We start from the raw sequence: 18,729 nt of genomic DNA, 5'->3' as shown, positions 1-18,729 counted from the left end.
TCTCCTTCAGTGGCTCCCAGCGGGGGCATCCGCCATCGGTGGCTGGAAGCGGCGCAGGCGCAGTGCGTTGCCCAGCACGAACACGCTGGACAGCGCCATCGCACCGGCGGCGAACACCGGCGACAGCAGCACGCCCCATACCGGGTACAGCACGCCGGCCGCCACCGGAATCAATGCGGTGTTGTAGGCGAAGGCCCAGAACAGGTTCTGCCGGATGTTGCCCAGCGTTGCCTTCGAAAGCGCGATGGCATTCGGCACGCCCTGCAGGTTTCCCGACATCAGCACCACATCGGCCGACTCCACCGCGATATCGGTGCCGGTGCCGATGGCCAGGCCGACATCGGCCTCGGCCAGCGCCGGCGCATCGTTGATGCCGTCACCAACGAAGGCGACATGGCCGTGCGTGGCCTTCAAGCGACGCACCGCTTCGACCTTGCCTTCCGGCAGCACCTCGGCAACGACTTCATCGATACCCAGCTGGCGTGCGATCGCCTGCGCGGTGCCGGCATTGTCGCCGGTGATCATCGCCACCTTCAGGCCCAGCTGGTGCAGTGCCGCGATCGCGGCCGGCGTGCTCGGCTTGATCGGATCGGATACTGCGATGATCGCTGCCAGGCGTCCATCGATGGCCGCGTACAACGGCGACTTGCCCTGCGCGCCGAGTTCGGCCGCCAGCGCTGCAAACGCGGTGATATCCACGCCAAGATCGCGCATGAAACGATCGGCGCCGACCTCCACCCGTGCGCCGTCTACGCTGGCGCGTACGCCCATGCCGGTGACCGACTCGAAATCAATCATCGACGGCAGCGCGAGGCCCTGCTCGGTGGCTGCATCGACAATGGCGCGGGCGATCGGATGCTCCGAACGTGATTCCACGGTAGCCACCGCGGCCAGCACTGTGCCGCGATCAAAGCCGTCGGCGATCTCCAGGTCGGTCAGGCGCGGGCGGCCTTCGGTCAGCGTGCCGGTCTTGTCCACCGCCACCACCTGCGCGTCCTTCAGCAACTGCAGCGCTTCACCCTTGCGGAACAGCACGCCCATCTCGGCGCCACGACCGGTTCCGACCATGATCGACGTCGGCGTGGCCAGACCCATTGCACACGGGCAGGCGATGATCAGCACCGCCACCGCATTGACCAGCGCGAAGCTCAGCGCCGGCGATGGGCCGAAGATCAACCAGACCGCGAAGGTCGCCAGTGCGGCCAGCATCACCGCCGGCACGAACCACAGGGTGACCTTGTCGACCACCGCCTGGATCGGCAGCTTCGAGCCCTGTGCCTGTTCGACCATGCGGATGATCTGCGCCAGCATGGTCTGCGCGCCCACCGCCGTGGCACGCACGGTCAGTGCACCTTTCTGGTTGACCGTGCCGCCGACCACGCTGCTGCCCGGCTGCTTCTCGACCGGAATCGGTTCGCCACTGATCATCGACTCGTCGATGTAGCTGCGCCCCTCGATCACCTCGCCATCGACCGGCACGCGCTCGCCCGGGCGCACTTCCACCACATCGCCGCTCAGAACCTCGTTGACCGGGATCTCGATCGTGCGGCCGTCACGGATCACATGCGCGACCTTGGCCTGCAGGTTGACCAGGCGCTTGATCGCCTCCGAGGTACGGCCCTTCGCGCGCGCCTCAAGGAAGCGGCCGAGCAGGATCAGCGCGACGATCACCGCCGCTGCTTCGTAGTAGACGTTCACCGTGCCCGGCGGCAGCAACCGCGGTGCAAAGGTCGCCACCACCGAGTAACCGAACGCTGCGGCGGTACCCACCGCCACCAGCGAGTTCATGTCCGGTGCCAGCCGCAGCAGTGCCGGGAAACCCTTCTGGTAGAAACGGCGGCCGGGAATGGCCAGCACCAGCAGGGTCAGTACGAACTGCAGGTACCAGCTGGTCTGCATGCCGAGGGTGGCCATCACCCATTCGTGCATGCCGGGAATCAGGTGCGAACCCATTTCCAGCACGAACACCGGCAGTGCAAGTGCGGTGGCCACGATCAGGTCACGTTTCAGTTCGGCGCGCTCGGCATCCTTCTTTTCCGCCGCTTCGTCATCGGACTGAACGCCTGCTTCGATGGCACGGGCGGCATAACCGACCTTGTCGATGGCCGCTACCAGCGCATCCACAGCGGCCACGCCGCGCACCGTAGCGCGTTCGGTGGCCAGGTTGACGCTGGCCTGGCTGACGCCCGGTACCGCCAGCAGCGCGCGCTCGACGCGACCGACGCAGGAGGCACAGGTCATGCCTTCCACTGCCAGCTCGATGGTGCCGGCCGGCACGTCATAGCCCACCCGCTCCACCGCCTGGATCAGCGCGGCGCGATCGACCGGACCGGACGGGCGGATATCCGCGCGCTCGGTGGCCAGATTGACCGAAACACTGCCGACGCCCTCGACCTTGGACAGCGCCGCTTCGACACGGCCGACGCAGCTGGCGCAGGTCATGCCCTCGATGGGCAGGCTGATGGTGGACGGGCTTGCGGGGACTGCAGTGGCGCGGGGCGTGCTCATGATCGGATTCCCGGGGTTCCTTCTGGATGCGGACAGGCTAAACCTTGCCATCGTGGGAAGGTCAAATCCAGCCACCCCGGGGTTCATGAAGGGGTAGATCCACGCATGGCGTGGATCTACCGGGCGGACGGGGGCGCCTTGCGGATCAAGGCCCGACGCCCCCGCCGTCCACCTCAGAAGGTGAACACGTATTCCAGCGCGAACTCGCGGCCAACCGCGCCGAGCAGGCGGGTCGGAGCGAAATCGTAGTCCAGCTTGTACGGGTCCTTGTGGTTCCAGCTGGCCGAGTTGAACGCGTTGTTGACGTAGACATTGACCTTGGCGTGCTCGGTCACCTGGTAGCCCACGTTGAAGTTCCAGGTGATGAACGGCCCGACCCGCCCGTAGTAGCGTGCCGTCTGCTGGCCGGCATTGGGATTCGGATTCGGCGAGCCGTCCGGACGCGTGGCCGGCTCCAGGCAGTTGAGCGACGGGCTGTCGCTGGGCACGTAACCATCGGCGAACGGCAGGCAGCCGCCAGGATTGTTCAGGCGATCGGTGCCCCAGTGGTAGCGCACGCCCGGCACCGAACCGATGCGATCGGCATAGACATTGGCATTCCAATTGCCACGCTGCCAGGCCAGGCTCGCGCGCAGCTTGCTGCGCAGGTCGCGGTCACGACGCTCCGGGTTCGGATCGTTGGCGTAACGCTGTTCCTTGGTCGAGATCTGATTGGTGTAGTTCAGGCCGAGCTGGAAGCTGCCCCACTGCGCGGTTTCCAGGCGATAGCGCGCGGTCAGGTCGATGCCGCGCACTTCGCGGCTGGCCAGGTTGAACGGGCCACGTTCAATCGATACCAGGTGGCCGTTGCTGTCACGGTTCACGCGGGCCAGGATGCCAGCGCAATACTCGCCACCGGCCGGATTGGCCCACGGCGTACCGTCCATGTTCTTGCCGGTCAGGCAGCCCGCTTCGCTGGCCAGCACCTCGTCGGCGCCAACGTCGACGATCATGTCTTCCAGCTTGATTGCCCAGTAGTCGGCACTGACCGAGAGATTGGGCATCACGTCCCAGACGAAACCGACCGTCCACGAATCACCGGTCTCCGAGCGCAGCAGCGGCGTGCCACGCCGGTTCACATCGAACGTGTACCAGACATCGGTATTGCCCACGCCACAGTTGTTGACCAGGTACGCGCCGCTCTGGATGCAGCGCAGGCGGTCATAGGTCTGCACTTCGGAGCTGCTGGGCTGGCCCAGCAGGTAGTGCATGTCCGGCGCATGGAAGCTGGTGGCATAGGAGCCACGCACCAGCAGCGACTCCACCGGGCGCCATTCCAGGCCGACATTCCAGGTGGTCTCCTTCTGGCTGCCGATGTCCAGCGCTTCGCCGCTGTTGTCAGCCTTGTAGCTGCCATAGCGGTCATAGCGCGCGGCCGCAGTGGCGGTCACGCTTTCCAGCAGCGGGATCTTGAACTCGACGCCGGCCGAATAGCGGGTGCGCTCGCCGCCACCGCGATCGACGTTCTGCAGGTCGAAGTCGATGCCGGCGCGCGGATCCGGACTGAGGTGGTAGCCCTGCTGCGCCACCTCGGCCACCGCCGCGAACGAGATCGGGCCGGCCCAGCCCTGGAACAGCTCGCCGGTGATGTCCGCCGACGCCTGATTGACCCATGAGGACGCACGGTTCTTCGCCACGGTGCCCATCTGCCAGTATTGATCCGGCGTCAGCGGGTTCCACCAGCGCGATTCGTTCAACGCATAGATCGCCTCGCCGTCGGCGGTAGTGCCCAGCTTCGGGCCGAGGAAATAGTCGTACGACTTCTGCTTGTCGACCACGTTCTGCCGCTCTTCAACGCGGTAGTAGGAACGCCCCACCGTGGCACTCCAGTCAAAGCGGTCGGCCAGGCGCCCGCGCAGGCCCGCGCTCCAGTCCCAGGACAGTTCACGGTTGGTGTTGCGCAGCGTATCCAGGCCACCCACCTCGTTCGGGGTGAACTGACGCACGCCGAGGATCGGGCGGTTGCGGTTGGCATCCCAGTAGTAGCCGTTGTCATCGTCGATCAGCGACACGCCGGGCGGATTGGTGCCCCAGATCGCTTCGGAGCGGTACACCGCCAGGTTGGTCCAGGCCTGCAGGTCATTGCTGAAATCGAAGGTGGCATACAGGTTGCCGGACACGTTCTCGGCACCGCCGGTGAGCAGCCAGTTGGCGTAGTCGGCGCTCATGCCGCACAGGCGGCCGGTGTTGGTGATGGTATTGGCGGCGTAGTTGTAGACCAGGCGATCGGCGGTGTAGTACTCGCCATCGAACTTCTCGCAGGTGCCGGTGGGCGGCGCCAGGCGCTGGCCGGTGGTGGGATCGATCAGCGCCAGGCCGGCGGTGGGACGGAAGCCGACCTTGCGTTGTTCCATGTTCCAGGACGGGTACGGCGCATCGTCGGCATCGTCCATCTGCGGACGGTCACGTCCGAACAGCGGATCGCGCTTGGTGTACTGCAGCGCGTAGGTCACGCTCCAGTTGTCGCCGGTCTTGCCGCCGGCCCAGGACAGATCCCAGGTATCGCGGCCGCCTTCGGTGGAGGTACCACCGCGCACGCGTACTTCGTCGCCGTCATAGTTGGTCTTCAGGATGACGTTGACCACGCCGGCGATCGCATCCGAGCCATAGATGGCCGAGGCGCCACCGGTCAGTACTTCGATGCGCTCGACTGCGGCAGCGGGAATGTTGCCGTAGTTGGAGAAGTTGGTTTCGCCACCGTAGGGCAGCGGGTAGTCGGCCACGCGGCGGCCGTTGACCAGCAGCAGCGAGCGGTTCGGGCCCATCCCGCGCAGGTTCAGGCCGCTGGCATTGGGCGTATGCGAGCCCCACTGCGAGGCCGCCTCGACGGTGCCGGTGGCTTCAGTGAGTGTCTTCAGCGCGTCGTACACGCTGACGAAGCCTTCCTTCTGGATCTGTGCGGCGGTGATCACGTTGACCGGCGCTGGGCCTTCAACGCTGGCGCGCTTGATGCGCGAACCGGTGACGGTGACCGCGTCGAGATCCCTGGTGGACGAACTGGCGGCCTCCTGCGCGCTGGCCGCCAGGGGCAACAGGGCCAGGACCAAGGCCTGGGACAGCAGGTGACGACGCTTGCGGACGATCTGAGCCATGGGTGGTTGCTCTTCGAAAGTGTGGACGCACGGACGGGTGGTGGCGCGGCACTACGGCTGATCCGGGCACCTGGATCGGTTCAAGACCGTCCCGACACCCTCCCCTGTGGATCGATCCAAACTAAAGCACAGCTGAACCACGCCCGGCATGCGGCGACGCAGCAACACGTGGCGTAATGCCGTTATCGGCTGCAGGTATCCAAAACAATCAACGGGTTGCGAAACATCGCTGAGAAGACGGAGCACACGTCAATGACACGATCGCGACAATCGTGCGCGGAACTATTTTGTCCGCCCCCAGCGGCTTCTCTCGTCCGATTGAGCCGGGACAAAACGGCCATTGCGGAGTGCATAGTGGCTTGAGCCCTTTCCGTCGGACCCGGCACCCCACCACGTGATGGTGAACCCGTCGTGCTGCCAGACCACCGAGGAAAAGTCGGACTCACTTTCGGGACTTCCCGAGTTCTGGCTGGCCAGGGACACGGTCTCAAGGCAACTACTGATCAGTATCCTGCCCCGCTCGACAGGCTTGGGCGGGATCAATTCGTAGACGTAGAGTTCGATCTCGCGCCCCGCGCCACAACGGCCCATCGGATTATCGGCGTTTGAATCGAATACCTGATACAGCGCGCGAAAGCGCTTTCCCCCAACTTCATGCATGCGCCTGTCGACGAATGCGCCCCGAGCGGCTGGCGCCAGTTTCACGCCGGGCATAGGCAGGATCTCTCGACCTTCCCCGCCATTGGCTTCGTGCCACTGCCACACGGATGCCGAAACCTCTTCGGCGCCACTCGCACTGAGCGCAAGCAAACAGGAGAGCAGCGGAAGCAGTTGAAACATCTGGGCGCTCGCGGTCGAAGGATGGTCGGCCACACTGTCCGGACTGATACCGTGCTCCGCCATATGCAGACGCAGATGACGTTTACTTTCCGTGACTTGCCGCTTCGACCCCGGCAATCACATGTGCCTGAAGCGTCATCTGATCCAGCGCCCAATCCATCGCGAACAGTGGGGTCGGAGCCCTTCTGCGAAGGGATCCGACCCCGGCGGCGTTCAACCGTCCAGCGCCTGCCGCAGCGAAGCTACGGTGGCGGTGGCGGTCTGGCTCCAGTCCGGGTCCAGCCCTCGCAAAGCCTGGTTCTGGAACTGCATGGCCGAGCGCCGCAGGCCCTTGGCCGAGGCGTGCAGTTCGGTGCAGCCGGTCTGCCGTGCAACGGTTGCGATGTTGCCCGGGGCCAATCCGGCGCCGGCCATCACAGTAATGCGCCCCGCAGCCTGGCTGACCAGGTCCGCCAGCACATCGGCACCGGCCTCGGCACTGACCTGGCCGCCCGAGGTCAGCACGCGCTGGCAGCCCAGTCCGATCACCTGCTCCAGCGCGGCGGGCAGATCACGGGCAGCATCAAAGGCACGATGGAAGGTCACCTGCAATGGCCCGGCGGCCCGCACAAGTTCACGGCACAGCGCCACATCGATGCCGCCCTGCACATCCAGCGCGCCGATCACCACGCCATCGCAGCCCAGTGCGCGGCACTGCGCGATGTCACGCAGCATCAGTTCGGCTTCCAGCCCGTCGTAGTGGAAGTCGCCCGGGCGCGGCCGCACCAGCACGAACAGCGGAATCGACAGGCGTTCGCGGGCAATCGCAATGCTGGCGAACGACGGTGTGGTGCCGCCTTCGGCCAGGTTGTCGAACAGCTCGATGCGGTCGGCACCGCCGGCCTGCGCGGCCAGCGCCGATGCCAGCGAATTGCTGGCGATCTCCAGGGTGAGCCGCGTGCTCACGTCTGGGTGCTCGTGTAGATCGATGGCGAGTCGCGCAGGTCATCCTGGCGCTGCCCATCGCAGACCGCGTAGACAAAGCCGCGATGCAGCGCGTAAGCGCCGACCTCGCCCTGCTTGTTCATGGCCAGGAAGCAGACCTGCAGTGTCTTGCTCGCTTCCGGGCGCTTGCGCACCACGCGGTCGATCGCTTCGCGGCAGGCCTGCGCCGGCGAGCGCCCCTGGCGCATCAGCTCGACCACCAGGAACGAGGCGGCGTTGCGGATCATCTCTTCACCCACGCCCGAAGCAGTGGCCGCGCCCACGTCGTTGTCGACGTACAGGCCGGCACCGATGATCGGACTGTCGCCAACGCGACCGTGCAGTTTCCACGCCATGCCGCTGGTGGTGCAGGCACCGGCCAGATGGCCATTGGCATCCAGTGCCAGCATGCCGATGGTGTCGTGGTTGTCGCTGTTGCCGGGAATACCGCGGCGCTCGGCATTGATCTGCGGCTGGTACTTCTCGGTCTTCAACCACTCGCGCCAGGCGGCTTCGGCCTGCGGCGTCAGCAGGTGCCTGCGCTCGAAACCCTGCTGCACCGCGAACTGCTGCGCGCCCTCGCCCACCAGCAGCACGTGCGGGCTGTTCTCCATCACTTTGCGCGCCACCGACACCGGATGCAGGATGTCGACCAGCGCCGCCACCGCACCACAACGGCCATCGCCATCCATGATGCTCGCATCCAGGCTCAGCACGCCGTCGCGATCCGGGTTGCCGCAATGACCGACAGTGGGGTTGCACAGCTCGCTCTCGGCCCAGCGTGCACCGGCTTCGACTGCATCCAGTGCGCTGCCACCCTGCGCCAGCACCTGCCATGCAGCCTGGTTGGCCGGCACGCCGAAGTCCCAGGTCGAAACCACCCTGGCCCCACCCTGCGTGCGCGCCTGCACGCCCGGCAATGCCGCCATGCCTGCGGCCAGTGCACCGGCCTGCAGGAACTGCCTGCGATCCACCATCTTCCCCTCCCAGTCTGCAATGCATGGCCGGCCCGATGCCGGCCCTGCCGATCAGTCGTGCGTGGGTTGCCGCGCTGCGTGCCAGACCGCTGCACCGAGCACGCCCAGCTGGCCGTGCTCCACCCGCCATACCGGCACCTGGCGCAGCACCTCGGTCAGCACGCCCTTGTTGAGGAAGCGCTCACGGAAGCGGCCATCGGCCAGGAAATCCTGCACATGCGCGGAAATGCCCCCGGCCAGGTATACCGAGCGCGCGCCGACGGCGATCGCCGCGTCGCCGGCCAGGCTGCCCAGCCAGGCACAGAACACCTGCAACGTTTCCACAGCAAGCGCGTCCTCGCCACTGCGCGCGGCGCCGATCAGTGCCTCGGTGCTGGTCCACACCGGGGTGACGCCGCGCAGTTCGCACAGGCACGGATACAGGTTCATCAGGCCGCTGCCGGAAAGCACCCGTTCGTTGTCCACGTGCGCCCAGCGCTGCAGCAGCTTGCCCAGCACCTGCAGTTCCAGCGCGTTGCCGGCGCCGAGCGCGGCATGGCCGATCTCGCTGGCCAGCACCGGGCGCTCGCCATCGGCGAAACGCAGCGCGGCACCCAGGCCGGTACCGGCACCCAGCACCAGCGCCGGGAAGGCCTGGGCTGGATCGGCGTCGCCGTTCAGCGGCACCAGGGTTTCCGGCTGCAGGTACGGGATGGCCAGCGCCACCGCTTCGAAATCATTGATCAGCTGCAGTTCGCGCAGGCCGGACTGTTCGCGCGTGGTCGACAGCGAGACCGTCCACGGCAGGTTCGAGTTGATCAGCACATCGCCATCGAGCAGGCCGGCGATGGCCACCACCGCGGTCTGCACCGGCTGGCCGAGGCCACTGGTGAAATCGGCCAGGATCGCGGCCAGGCTGGGATGCTCGGCGCAGGCATAGGTGCGATGGCTGCCCAGCCGCGGCGCCTGACCGGGTTGGGTCTCAGCCAAGGCCAGGCGGGCGAAGGTGCCGCCGACATCGGCAACGACCAGATGGCGCGGACGACCGTCGCGGGCGGAGTCGGAGGAAACCGGGGACGCTGCTGCGATGGTCACGCTGGCCTGCTTGGATCGATTGAATCGCCCCGATTCTCAGGCATCGGGGCGGCTTTGCCTAGCGGGCCGATGGTTCAGGTTGGCCTACATGCCTTCCTGTTCGGCCACCTGCACGCCATCCACCAGCACGCGCAGGCGCTGCGGGCGGAAGCCGGCGAACAACAGCGGCCGGGTGCGCTCGACCAGTACTTCGTGGCCGGCGATGTGACGCAGCCACGACTGTACCAGCGAGAACGAGAAGTGGGTGCCCGGATGCAGCGGGTGCTGCACCCAGACCTTCTCGGTGGCGCTCTGCAGCAGCATCGCGCCGGTGAACCAGTGGCGGCTGAGGGTCACCGGCGTGGTGCCGACCATGAAGCGGATATCCATGCGGGGTCCTTTCGCGTTGGGCACCGGCGCCCTGGATCAGGGTTGGGCAGTCTGCAGGCTGTAGCTGGTGGTCGCGGTGAACACTGCACCATCAGGCTGGGTGGAGCGTACTTCGACCTTGTGGCTGCCTGTTGCCAGGTCGGTCGGCAGCGCGCCCCGCCACAGGTGCGGCGACGCGGTGGCCTCCGGCGAACGGTCGTAGCCGCGCAGGCCGTTGGCCAGATCATCGGCCACGTTCTCCACCATCAGGCGCGGATCGGGCTGGCTGACCTGCTTCATCGGCTGCCAGGCGCCGCCATCGACGCGGTACTCGACCACGCTGGCGTCCTCACCCATGTAGACGTTGGCGTAGACACCCCACGCCGGATAGGCGCCCTGGCGCAGCACCTTGGGTGCATGCAGGCCGATCTGCTCGCTGGCCGGCTGGCCGGCCACGCGGTACTGCAGCTTGTAGCTGCCGTTGCCGGCCACGTCGAGCAGCGCATAACCCTTCGGTGTGCCATCGCTCATGGTGCTGTCCGGCACGCCGGCGGCATTCTTCACGCCCGACCAGAACGCACCGCAGTTGGCACCGACGTTGTATTCGTGCAGCGGCTTGTCGCCGTTCCAGCCCTCGGCCTTGCCGTGGTAGACGTGCTGCTGGGTGTGACTGTGGCCGCTGAGCACCAGCACGTTGCGGAAGTCCTTCAGCAGATCGAACAGGCGCTGGCGGTCGGCGTGACGGAAAGTCTCGCGCCCCGGCGCCGCGTCGAACAGCGGGATGTGCATGCCCAGCACCAGCAGGCGGTCCTTGTGCAGGCCCTTCAGGTAGCTGGCGAGGAAAGCGAACTGGTCTTCGCGCAGGCCGCCGATGTACTTCGGCTTCGCCTTGGGGTCGTACACCACGTCGTCCAGGAACACGAAGCTGGCGCCGCCCTCTTCCACCGCGTAGGTGTCCGGGCCGTAGATGTTGCGCCAGCTGTCCAGCGAGTGTTCGTCGCTGACCGCATCGAAGTCGAGGTCGTGGTTGCCCGGCACGTGGAACCACGGCACGCCAAGCGCGGTGGTGACCTTGTTGATCGCCGGGTACAGGGTCAGGTCGTCGTTGACGATGTCACCCAGGGTGGTGCCCATGCGCGCCCTGGTCTGGCCAACCAGCGGCGCCACGATCGACTGCTGGTAGTAGCCGATGTCCTTCAGGCTGGCGGTCTGCGAATCGGTGAACACCAGCATCTGGAAACCACGGCGGCTGTCATGGCGATCCGACTGCAGCGCGAAATCCCAGTTGCGGGTGACGTCGCTGGTCGCGGCGATGCCACCGTACTTCAGTGCCGGTGAACCGTTCGGGCGGTAGTGGCGCCAGAACGAAGGCAGGCCATCGGCCGCCTTCGGGAACGAATACGCATCGGGCTTGATCACGAACACGGTCTGGCCGTCGCGCACTGGCAGGCTGTAGCTGCCATCGGCGGCGGTCTTGACGATGGCCTCGCCGTTGGAAACCTGCACCCCGGCCAGACCCGGATCGGTCGCACCGCGCCCGGGTTTGCCGTCGCGCTCCAGGTAGACCTTGCCGCTGACCACGGTATCCGCGGCCCAGGCCGGCGAGGTCAGCAACAGGCAGCACAGCCAGGTGGCAGGCAGTTTCATGGGCGGTCCGGGAAAGAAAGACCGCCTATTGTAGATTCCGCTGATGACATCGCGCACGTGATGGCGCATTGCCGGTAGTGCCGGCCGCTGGCCGGCAACCAGCCGATGCCCGACGATCATGAGGTTGCCGGCCAGCGGCCGGCACTACCGCTCTTCAACGATGGCGTTTTTCCAGTACCGCCCGCGCATCATCCAGCGACAAACCGCGCGCGCGCAGCAGCACCAACAGGTGGTACAGCAGGTCCGAGGCCTCGCCCAGCAGTGCCTCGTCGTCCTGCGCCACCGCCGCAAGAGCCGTCTCCACGCCCTCCTCGCCCACCTTCTGCGAGATGCGGCGGATGCCGCCCTCGAACAGGCTGGTGGTGTAGCTGCCCGGCGGGCGTTGCGCCTCGCGCATCGCCACCAGCTGGCCCAGCCCACCCAGGAAGTCCTTCGGTGCCCCGTCGAAACAGCTCTCCGCGCCGGTGTGGCAGGTCGGCCCGGCCGGGCGTGCCATCACCAGCAGCGTGTCGGCATCACAGTCGACACTGATCGACTGCACCACCAGCACGTTGCCGGACTGCTCACCCTTGGTCCACAACCGCTGCTTGCTGCGGCTGAAGAAGGTCATGTGGCCGATGGCCAGCGTGGCAGCCAGCGATTCGGCGCTGACATAGCCCAGCATCAGCACCTGCAGGGTGTCGGCATCCTGCACCACCGCCGGCAGCAGGCCGTCGCCCTTGCCCCAGTCCAGCGCCTGCAGCGCATCCAGTGACGGCTTCACTTCAATAGACATCCCGCACCTCGATCTGCTGTCCGCGCAGGTAGCGCTTCAATTCCGGAATGGCGATGGCGCCGCTGTGAAACACGCTGGCCGCCAACGCGCCGTCGACGTCGGCCTGGTCGAAGGCCTCGGCAAAGTGCTCCATCGCACCGGCACCGCCGGAGGCGATCAGCGGCACCTGGCACAAGGCCCGCGCCTGCTGCAGCTGCACGACATCGTAGCCACGGCGTACGCCATCGCTGTCCATGCAGTTCAGCACGATCTCGCCAGCGCCACGTCGTTGTGCTTCGACGATCCAGTCCAGCGTGCGCAGCGGCACCGCCTGGGTCTTGTCCGGGTCGCCACTGAAGCGGCGTACCCGCCACTGGCCATCAGCCTCGCGCACCGAATCGACACCGACCACCACGCACTGCACGCCAAACTCGTCTGCCAGCTCGGTGATCAGCTCCGGGCGACCCAGCGCCGGCGAGTTGATCGACACCTTGTCGGCACCGGCGAACAGCACGCGGCGCGCGGTTTCCACGCTGTCGATGCCACCGGCCACGCAGAACGGAATATCGATCAACCGCGCGATGCGCTCGATCCACGCAACGTCGACTGAACGCGCCTCGGGGCTGGCGCCGATGTCATAGAACACCAGCTCGTCCGCCCCCTGGTCGCGATAGCGCTGCGCCAACTCGGCGATGTCGCCCATGTCGACGTGGTCGCGGAAGCGCACGCCCTTGACCACGCGGCCATCACGCACGTCCAGGCACGGAATGATGCGGCGGCTCAACATGCCAGCGCCTCCGCCAGGTCCATGCGCTGCTCCAGCAGCGCCTTGCCGAGGATCGCACCGCCGCAACCTGCGGCACGGGCTTCTGTCACATCGGCCACGTCACGGATACCGCCGGAGGCCTGCACGGCCACGCCCGGCAGCAGCGCCGACAGGTGCTGGTAGAGGCTGATGTTGGGCCCGGCCAGCATGCCGTCGCGGGCGATGTCGGTGCACAACAGGTGGCGCATGCCGGCACGCGCATAACGCTGGGCCAGGTCATCCAGGGTCACGCCGGCGTTCTCGGTCCAGCCGTGCACCGGCAGCTGCCATTGGCCCTGGGCATCCTGGCGGGCATCCAGCGCGATGGTGATGCGCTCGGCACCGAACTCTTGCAGCCAGCCGACCACGTCGTCGGGGCGGCGTACTGCCTGCGAACCCACCACCACGCGGCCGGCGCCGGCATCGAGGATGCGCGCCACGTCGTCGCGGCCGCGCACGCCACCGCCGGTCTGCACCTGCAGCGGCGTCTGCGCACGGATCGACGCCAGCAGCGCCGCAAGGGTGTAGCCACCGGCACGTGCGGCATCCAGGTCGACCAGATGCATCCACTGCGCGCCCCGCGCAGCGAAGCCCTGTGCGCGCGGCAGCGGGTCGTCGCCATACGAGGTTTCCTGCGCGTAGTCGCCCTGGCGCAGCCGCACCACGCGGCCATCGCGGATATCCAGCGCGGGATAGACGATGAAACTCATGCAGCAGTGCCCTCGAGGAAGTTGCGCAGCATCAGCGAACCGGTCTCTCCGGAGCGCTCGGGGTGGAACTGTGCGCCGTAGTAGCGCCCCTGCTCCACCACGGCAGTGAACAGGCCACCGTGGTCGCAGGCGGCAACAGTGTGGGTATTGAGTGGCGCCGCATAGCTGTGCACGAAGTAGGCGCTGGCGCGTTCGGGCACGCCTTGCAGCAGCAGCGATTCGCGCAGCGGGAGCAGGCGGTTCCAGCCCATGTGCGGCACACGGATGCCACAGGCCGGTACCAGCTTGCGCACCACGCCCGGAATCAATCCCAGTGTCTCGACGCCGGCCTCCTCGGACCGCTCGAACAGCAGCTGCATGCCGAGGCAGATGCCCATCAGCGGCACCTCCAGTCGCTGCAGCGGTTCCACCAGGCCCTGCGCATGCAGGCGCTGCATGCCGGGACCAGCGGCGCCGACGCCGGGCAGGATCACCCGCTGCGCACCGACCAGACCGTCGGCATCGCGCACCAGCCGCACCGTCGCGCCCAGGCGCTCCAATGCGTAGCGCACCGAGCCCAGGTTGGCACCGCCGGCGTCGATCAGCGCAACGTCGCTCACAGCGCCCCCTTGGTGCTCGGCAGTGCCGTGCCCTGGCGGGCCAATGCCGGGCGCAGCGCGCGCGCCAGTGCCTTGAAGCAGGCCTCGACCTTGTGGTGGTCGTTGTCGCCGCGCACCTGCAGGTTGAGGTTCAGGCCGCTGGCGTCGCACAGCGAACGGAAGAAGTGCGGTACCAGCTCGGTCGGCATGTCGCCCACGCGCTCGCGCTTGAACTCGCCCTCGAACACGAAATAGGGGCGGCCACTGAAGTCCAGCGCGGCACTGGCCAGGGTCTCATCCATCGGCAGGGTGAAGCCGTAGCGGCCGATGCCGCGCTTGTCGCCCAGCGCCTCGCGCAGGGCCTGACCCAACGCCAGCCCGGTGTCCTCGATGGTGTGGTGCTCGTCGATGTGCAGGTCGCCCTCGGCCTGGATGTCCAGCGCGAACCCGCCGTGCTTGCCGATCTGTTCCAGCATGTGGTCGAAGAACGGCAGTCCGGTGGCGATGCGCGCATCACCGGCACGGTCCAGATCCAGTTCAACGCGGATCTTCGTCTCCTTGGTGTTGCGCTGGACCACCGCGGTGCGTGGCGCGTCGGCCAGTGCGTGGGCGATGCCCGGCCAGTCCCACTCGCCACCGAACTGTTCGGTGCGCAGCTGGAAGCCACGGATGTTGAGGTTGTCGGCGAACTGCAGGTCGGTGATGCGGTCACCAACCATGCCCGAACGCGCCCAGTCGATGCTGCGGTCCTGCAGGTAGCCTGTCATCAAGCCGATGCCCGGCTTGCGGGTCGGCGCATTGTCCTGCGGCCAGCTGCAGTCGATCAGCACGTCACGGAAGGTGATGCCCTGGCTCTCGAAGATCTGCAGCATCAGCTCGTTGGGGCCATCGAAGCTGGCGCGCGGGTAGCTGTCGCTGCCGAGGCCATCCTGATTGGTGACGATCACGAACTGGTAGCCGGCATCGCGCAGCTTCAGCAGCGCCGGGATCACCTGCGGCACGAAGCGCAGCTTCTCGTAGGCGTCGATCTGGAAATCGGACGGCTCCTCGATGAGGGTGCCGTCGCGGTCGATGAACAGGATTGGTGTCATGCTGCGGCCCTCCGCGCCGACAGGGCCGCAAGCACGCGGTCATTCTCTTCGGGGCTGCCGATACTGATGCGCAGTGCATCACCCAGCTGCGGCGCGGCGCGCTGGTCGCGCACCACCACACCGGCATCCAGCAAGGTGTCGAACGCTGCCTGCGCATCAGCGAAGCGGACCAGCAGGTAGTTGCCGGACGAGCGGTACACGCGACGAACGCCAGGCAGGCCCGGCAGCGCAGCGAACAGACGTTCGCGCTCGGCGATGACCGTGGCCACGCGCTCGGCGGTACGTGCCAGTGCGGCCGGCTGCAGCGCCTGCACGGCCAGCTCGGCGCACGGGGTCGGCACCGGGTACGGCGCCTGGCAGCGCCGCAGTACGGCAATCAGTTCCGGCGCGGCGATCAGGGTGCCGATGCGCGCGGCCGCAAGTGCGTGCGCCTTCGACAACGTGCGCAGCACTGCCAGATTGGCGTGCGTGGCCAGCAACGTGGTCGCCGACGGGCGCTGCGCGTACTCGACATAAGCCTCGTCCACCACCACCAGCGCTTGCCCGCGCAATGCAACCGCCACGCGTTCGACCTCGTCCAGGGCGATGTCACTGCCGGCCGGGTTTGACGGTGCGCACAGGAACACCAGCGTGGCATTGCGTGCCCTGGCGGTGTCGATCACAGCATCCAGATCGGCACGCAGGCCGTCTTCGGTATCCACCAGGGGCACTTCAATCAGTGCGGCGCCCTGCAAGCGCGCGCAGACCGCGTACATGCCAAACACCGGCGGCGTGACCAGCACGCCATCGCGGCCCGGCACGCACAGGGCACGCACCAGCAGATCAATGGCTTCGTCGCTGCCACGGCCGATAAGCAGCTGCGGCGGCGTCACGCCGTACAGCGCCGCCAAGCCCTCACGCAACGCCAGCGGCTGCGGCTCCGGATAGCGCCGGCTGTTGCCCGCCGCATCAGCCGGATTGGCCCAGGCCGACTCGTTGGCGTTCAACCAGACCTCGCCCTGCACCGCCGCGCTGCGCGCCGAGCTGTAGCCGTCGAAGGCCTGCAGATCCGGGCGCACCAGCGCCAGCACATCATCGATATCCGCGTTCATGCCGCCGCCTCCATGCGAAGCGCAACCGCACGCTCATGCGCATCCAGGCCTTCGGCGCTGGCGATGATGCGTGCGCAGCCGCCGATTGCCGCCAACCCTGCAGCGCTGGCGCTCTGCACGCTGATCAGGTTCTGGAAGCTGGCCACGCTGACACCGCTGTAGGCGCGCGCGGCACCCGCAGTGGGCAGCACGTGATTGGTGCCGCTGCAGTAGTCGCCCAGCGCTTCGGGGGTGTAATCGCCCAGAAACACCGAGCCGGCCGCCTGCACCTGGCCCAGCCAGTCGCGCGGTTCGCGCAAGGCCAGGATCAAGTGTTCGGGCGCATAGCGGTTGCTGATCGCGAAGGCCTCGTCCAGCGAATCGACCTGGATCAGCCGCGACGCCGACAACGCCTGTCGCGCGATCTGCTGGCGCGGCAGCAGGGCCACCTGGCGCTCCACCTCTGCCTCGACCGCCGCCAGCATCGCGGCATCGTCGGTCAGCAGCAGCACCTGCGAATCCGGGCCGTGCTCGGCCTGCGACAGCAGGTCGGCGGCAACGAACGCCGGATTGGCGCCGGCATCGGCGATCACCAGTACTTCGGAGGGACCAGCCGGCATGTCGATGGCGGCGGCGCCATCCTGTGCGACCTGCTGCTTGGCTTCGGTGACGAAGCTGTTGCCGGGCCCAAACAGCTTGTCACAAGCCGGAATGCTGGCCGTGCCATAGGCCATCGCGGCGATCGCCTGCGCACCACCCAGCTTGAACACGCGCTGCACGCCGGTCAGGCGCGCGGCTACCAGCACCGCCGGATCGGCGCTGCCATCGGCGCGCGGCGGCGTGCACAGCACCACCTGCGGGCAGCCGGCCAGCTGCGCCGGAACGCCCAGCATCAACGCGGTGGACGGCAACGGCGCGCTGCCCGCCGGCACATACAGGCCCACCCGGCCGATCGGACGCAACATGCGTTCGCAGACCACGCCCGGCGCGGTTTCAACTGCATAGCCTTTGCCCATGCCAGCGGCGTGGAAGCGCGCGATGCGCTCGGCGGCTTCGACCATCGCCTGGCGCAGTTCGGCGGGCACGGCCGCTTCAGCAGCGGCGAATTCGGCTTCGGAAACTTCAAACGAAGCCAGCTCGACACCATCGAAACGCGTGGTGATCGCACGCAGCGCGTCGTCACCCTGCGTGCGTACCTGCGCGATCAGCGCGGCCACGGCATCGCGGGTCTGCTGCGCCACGGTCTGCACCGGGCGGGTCAATGCCGCGCTGCGCGCGGCCTCATCAAGTCGGGACCAGATCAGACGGTTCATGCCAGCGACCGCTCCACGCTCAGTACCATCAGGCCCTGCGCACCCGCGCGCTCGAGTTCCTCCATGCGCTGCCAGCTCAGCGGGCCGGGGCACATGGTCTGCAGGCGCAGCGCGCCGCCATCGGCCGGCAACCGCACCAACGGCTCGGCATCGGCCAGCAGCTGCGCCAGCGCGTCGACGCGGTCCTCGCTGGCACGGAACATCAGCAGCTTGCGGTCCTGGCGCTGCACCACGCCGTCGAGGCGGCGCAGCAGCATCGCGCGCAGCGATGCACGTGCATCATCCGGCACGCGCACCGCGCCGGCCAGCACCGCCTCGCTGTCGAGCAGGTTGTGCACCGGGGTCAGCTGATTGGCGCGCAGGGTGGCGCCGCTGGACACCAGATCGCAGATCAGGTCGGCGGTGCCCAGGCGCGGGGCGATTTCCACCGAACCGGACAGCTCGACCACCTGTGCGTCCACGCCCTGCTCGGCCAGCCACTGCTTGAGGATGGCCGGGTAGCTGGTGGCGATGCGGGTGCCGGCCAGCTGCGCCGGACCCTGCCACTGCCATTCCTCGGGCACCGCCAGCATCAGCCGGCACTGGCCGAAGCCCAGCCCGCGCAATGCCTGGTAGGCATCCGGCAGACCGATCTGGCGCCGCGCGGCGGCCTGTTCGTCCAGCTCGTTGCGGCCGACGATGCCGAGGTCGCAGACGCCGTCGGCAATCAGGCCCGGGATGTCATCGTCGCGCACCAGCAGCAGGTCGACCGGCAGCGACTCGCCGTAGCAGAACAGCTTGTCGCGGCTCTCGCGCCAGCTCAGGCCGCAGGCGCTGAGCAGGTTGCGCGCGGGTTCGGCCAGCCGGCCACTCTTCTGGATGGCGATACGCAGCCGGTCTCGTGCCGGCGCTGCCTGGGTTGCACTCATGGGGGATGTCTC

Annotated in this window: 16 protein-coding genes; all 16 read right to left on the bottom strand. The window is 67.4% G+C overall.

What is annotated here, in order from left to right; translation table 11 throughout:
- Nucleotides 1-6: 6 nt before the first annotated feature.
- Nucleotides 7-2,508: a heavy metal translocating P-type ATPase gene (locus ACX9OT_RS12725; RefSeq protein WP_107432671.1), complete on the bottom strand. Its 2,502-nt coding sequence runs from the start codon at nt 2,506-2,508 to the stop codon at nt 7-9.
- A gap of 173 nt (nt 2,509-2,681) precedes the next feature.
- Nucleotides 2,682-5,639 carry a TonB-dependent receptor plug domain-containing protein gene (locus ACX9OT_RS12720; protein ID WP_459002397.1) on the bottom strand — a complete coding sequence of 986 codons (2,958 nt, stop codon included), beginning with the start codon at nt 5,637-5,639 and terminating at the stop codon, nt 2,682-2,684.
- A gap of 282 nt (nt 5,640-5,921) precedes the next feature.
- On the bottom strand, nt 5,922-6,479 hold the full coding sequence (locus tag ACX9OT_RS12715; protein WP_459002395.1) for a hypothetical protein: 558 nt from the start codon (nt 6,477-6,479) through the stop codon (nt 5,922-5,924).
- Nucleotides 6,480-6,692: 213 nt separating this feature from the next.
- Entirely contained in the window at nt 6,693-7,424 is a 732-nt protein-coding gene (locus ACX9OT_RS12710; RefSeq protein WP_459002393.1) for a copper homeostasis protein CutC, read from the bottom strand.
- The gene (locus tag ACX9OT_RS12705) at nt 7,421-8,419 is read right to left on the bottom strand and encodes a glycosylasparaginase (RefSeq protein ID WP_459002391.1); all 999 of its coding nucleotides are present in this window, start codon (nt 8,417-8,419) and stop codon (nt 7,421-7,423) included. The genes ACX9OT_RS12710 and ACX9OT_RS12705 overlap by 4 nt, the downstream gene beginning before the upstream one ends.
- A gap of 51 nt (nt 8,420-8,470) precedes the next feature.
- On the bottom strand, nt 8,471-9,493 hold the full coding sequence (locus tag ACX9OT_RS12700) for a glucokinase family protein (protein WP_459002389.1): 1,023 nt from the start codon (nt 9,491-9,493) through the stop codon (nt 8,471-8,473).
- Nucleotides 9,494-9,577: 84 nt separating this feature from the next.
- Nucleotides 9,578-9,862, bottom strand: coding sequence for a hypothetical protein (locus ACX9OT_RS12695; protein WP_153854920.1), 285 nt, complete (start codon nt 9,860-9,862; stop codon nt 9,578-9,580).
- A 36-nt stretch (nt 9,863-9,898) separates the two neighbouring features.
- Nucleotides 9,899-11,488: a calcineurin-like phosphoesterase C-terminal domain-containing protein gene (locus ACX9OT_RS12690; protein ID WP_459002387.1), complete on the bottom strand. Its 1,590-nt coding sequence runs from the start codon at nt 11,486-11,488 to the stop codon at nt 9,899-9,901.
- A 154-nt stretch (nt 11,489-11,642) separates the two neighbouring features.
- Complete coding sequence (hisIE, locus tag ACX9OT_RS12685; protein ID WP_459002385.1) at nt 11,643-12,263, bottom strand: bifunctional phosphoribosyl-AMP cyclohydrolase/phosphoribosyl-ATP diphosphatase HisIE; 621 nt, start codon at nt 12,261-12,263, stop codon at nt 11,643-11,645.
- A complete protein-coding gene (gene hisF, locus ACX9OT_RS12680) occupies nt 12,253-13,029 on the bottom strand; it encodes an imidazole glycerol phosphate synthase subunit HisF (protein ID WP_005409431.1) in 777 nt (258 codons plus the stop codon). The genes hisIE and hisF overlap by 11 nt, the downstream gene beginning before the upstream one ends.
- A complete protein-coding gene (gene hisA, locus ACX9OT_RS12675; protein WP_459002382.1) occupies nt 13,023-13,757 on the bottom strand; it encodes a 1-(5-phosphoribosyl)-5-[(5-phosphoribosylamino)methylideneamino]imidazole-4-carboxamide isomerase in 735 nt (244 codons plus the stop codon). Before hisA ends, hisF begins: the two co-directional genes overlap by 7 nt.
- Nucleotides 13,754-14,356, bottom strand: a complete 603-nt coding sequence (hisH, locus tag ACX9OT_RS12670; RefSeq protein WP_008268504.1) for an imidazole glycerol phosphate synthase subunit HisH — start codon at nt 14,354-14,356, stop codon at nt 13,754-13,756. Before hisH ends, hisA begins: the two co-directional genes overlap by 4 nt.
- Nucleotides 14,353-15,426, bottom strand: coding sequence for a bifunctional histidinol-phosphatase/imidazoleglycerol-phosphate dehydratase HisB (hisB, locus tag ACX9OT_RS12665; protein ID WP_071229228.1), 1,074 nt, complete (start codon nt 15,424-15,426; stop codon nt 14,353-14,355). Before hisB ends, hisH begins: the two co-directional genes overlap by 4 nt.
- The gene (hisC, locus tag ACX9OT_RS12660; RefSeq protein WP_071229229.1) at nt 15,423-16,517 is read right to left on the bottom strand and encodes a histidinol-phosphate transaminase; all 1,095 of its coding nucleotides are present in this window, start codon (nt 16,515-16,517) and stop codon (nt 15,423-15,425) included. Before hisC ends, hisB begins: the two co-directional genes overlap by 4 nt.
- Complete coding sequence (hisD, locus tag ACX9OT_RS12655) at nt 16,514-17,809, bottom strand: histidinol dehydrogenase (RefSeq protein ID WP_459002379.1); 1,296 nt, start codon at nt 17,807-17,809, stop codon at nt 16,514-16,516. Before hisD ends, hisC begins: the two co-directional genes overlap by 4 nt.
- A complete protein-coding gene (hisG, locus tag ACX9OT_RS12650) occupies nt 17,806-18,717 on the bottom strand; it encodes an ATP phosphoribosyltransferase (protein ID WP_010482592.1) in 912 nt (303 codons plus the stop codon). Before hisG ends, hisD begins: the two co-directional genes overlap by 4 nt.
- Nucleotides 18,718-18,729 lie beyond the last annotated feature (12 nt).

The sequence above is a fragment of the Stenotrophomonas genospecies 3 genome (genome assembly GCF_054473855.1).
This window is presented reverse-complemented; position numbering and strand designations above follow the sequence as displayed.

Bases quoted from the DNA above. Each gene is read 5' to 3' on its own strand.
- ACX9OT_RS12725 (WP_107432671.1), bottom strand. From the start codon at position 2,508: ATGAGCACGCCCCGCGCCACTGCAGTCCCCGCAAGCCCGTCCACCATC.
- ACX9OT_RS12720 (WP_459002397.1), bottom strand. From the start codon at position 5,639: ATGGCTCAGATCGTCCGCAAGCGTCGTCACCTGCTGTCCCAGGCCTTG.
- ACX9OT_RS12715 (WP_459002395.1), bottom strand. From the start codon at position 6,479: ATGTTTCAACTGCTTCCGCTGCTCTCCTGTTTGCTTGCGCTCAGTGCG.
- ACX9OT_RS12705 (WP_459002391.1), bottom strand. From the start codon at position 8,419: ATGGTGGATCGCAGGCAGTTCCTGCAGGCCGGTGCACTGGCCGCAGGC.
- ACX9OT_RS12695 (WP_153854920.1), bottom strand. From the start codon at position 9,862: ATGGATATCCGCTTCATGGTCGGCACCACGCCGGTGACCCTCAGCCGC.
- ACX9OT_RS12690 (WP_459002387.1), bottom strand. From the start codon at position 11,488: ATGAAACTGCCTGCCACCTGGCTGTGCTGCCTGTTGCTGACCTCGCCG.
- hisIE (WP_459002385.1), bottom strand. From the start codon at position 12,263: ATGTCTATTGAAGTGAAGCCGTCACTGGATGCGCTGCAGGCGCTGGAC.
- hisF (WP_005409431.1), bottom strand. From the start codon at position 13,029: ATGTTGAGCCGCCGCATCATTCCGTGCCTGGACGTGCGTGATGGCCGC.
- hisA (WP_459002382.1), bottom strand. From the start codon at position 13,757: ATGAGTTTCATCGTCTATCCCGCGCTGGATATCCGCGATGGCCGCGTG.
- hisB (WP_071229228.1), bottom strand. From the start codon at position 15,426: ATGACACCAATCCTGTTCATCGACCGCGACGGCACCCTCATCGAGGAG.
- hisC (WP_071229229.1), bottom strand. From the start codon at position 16,517: ATGAACGCGGATATCGATGATGTGCTGGCGCTGGTGCGCCCGGATCTG.
- hisD (WP_459002379.1), bottom strand. From the start codon at position 17,809: ATGAACCGTCTGATCTGGTCCCGACTTGATGAGGCCGCGCGCAGCGCG.
- hisG (WP_010482592.1), bottom strand. From the start codon at position 18,717: ATGAGTGCAACCCAGGCAGCGCCGGCACGAGACCGGCTGCGTATCGCC.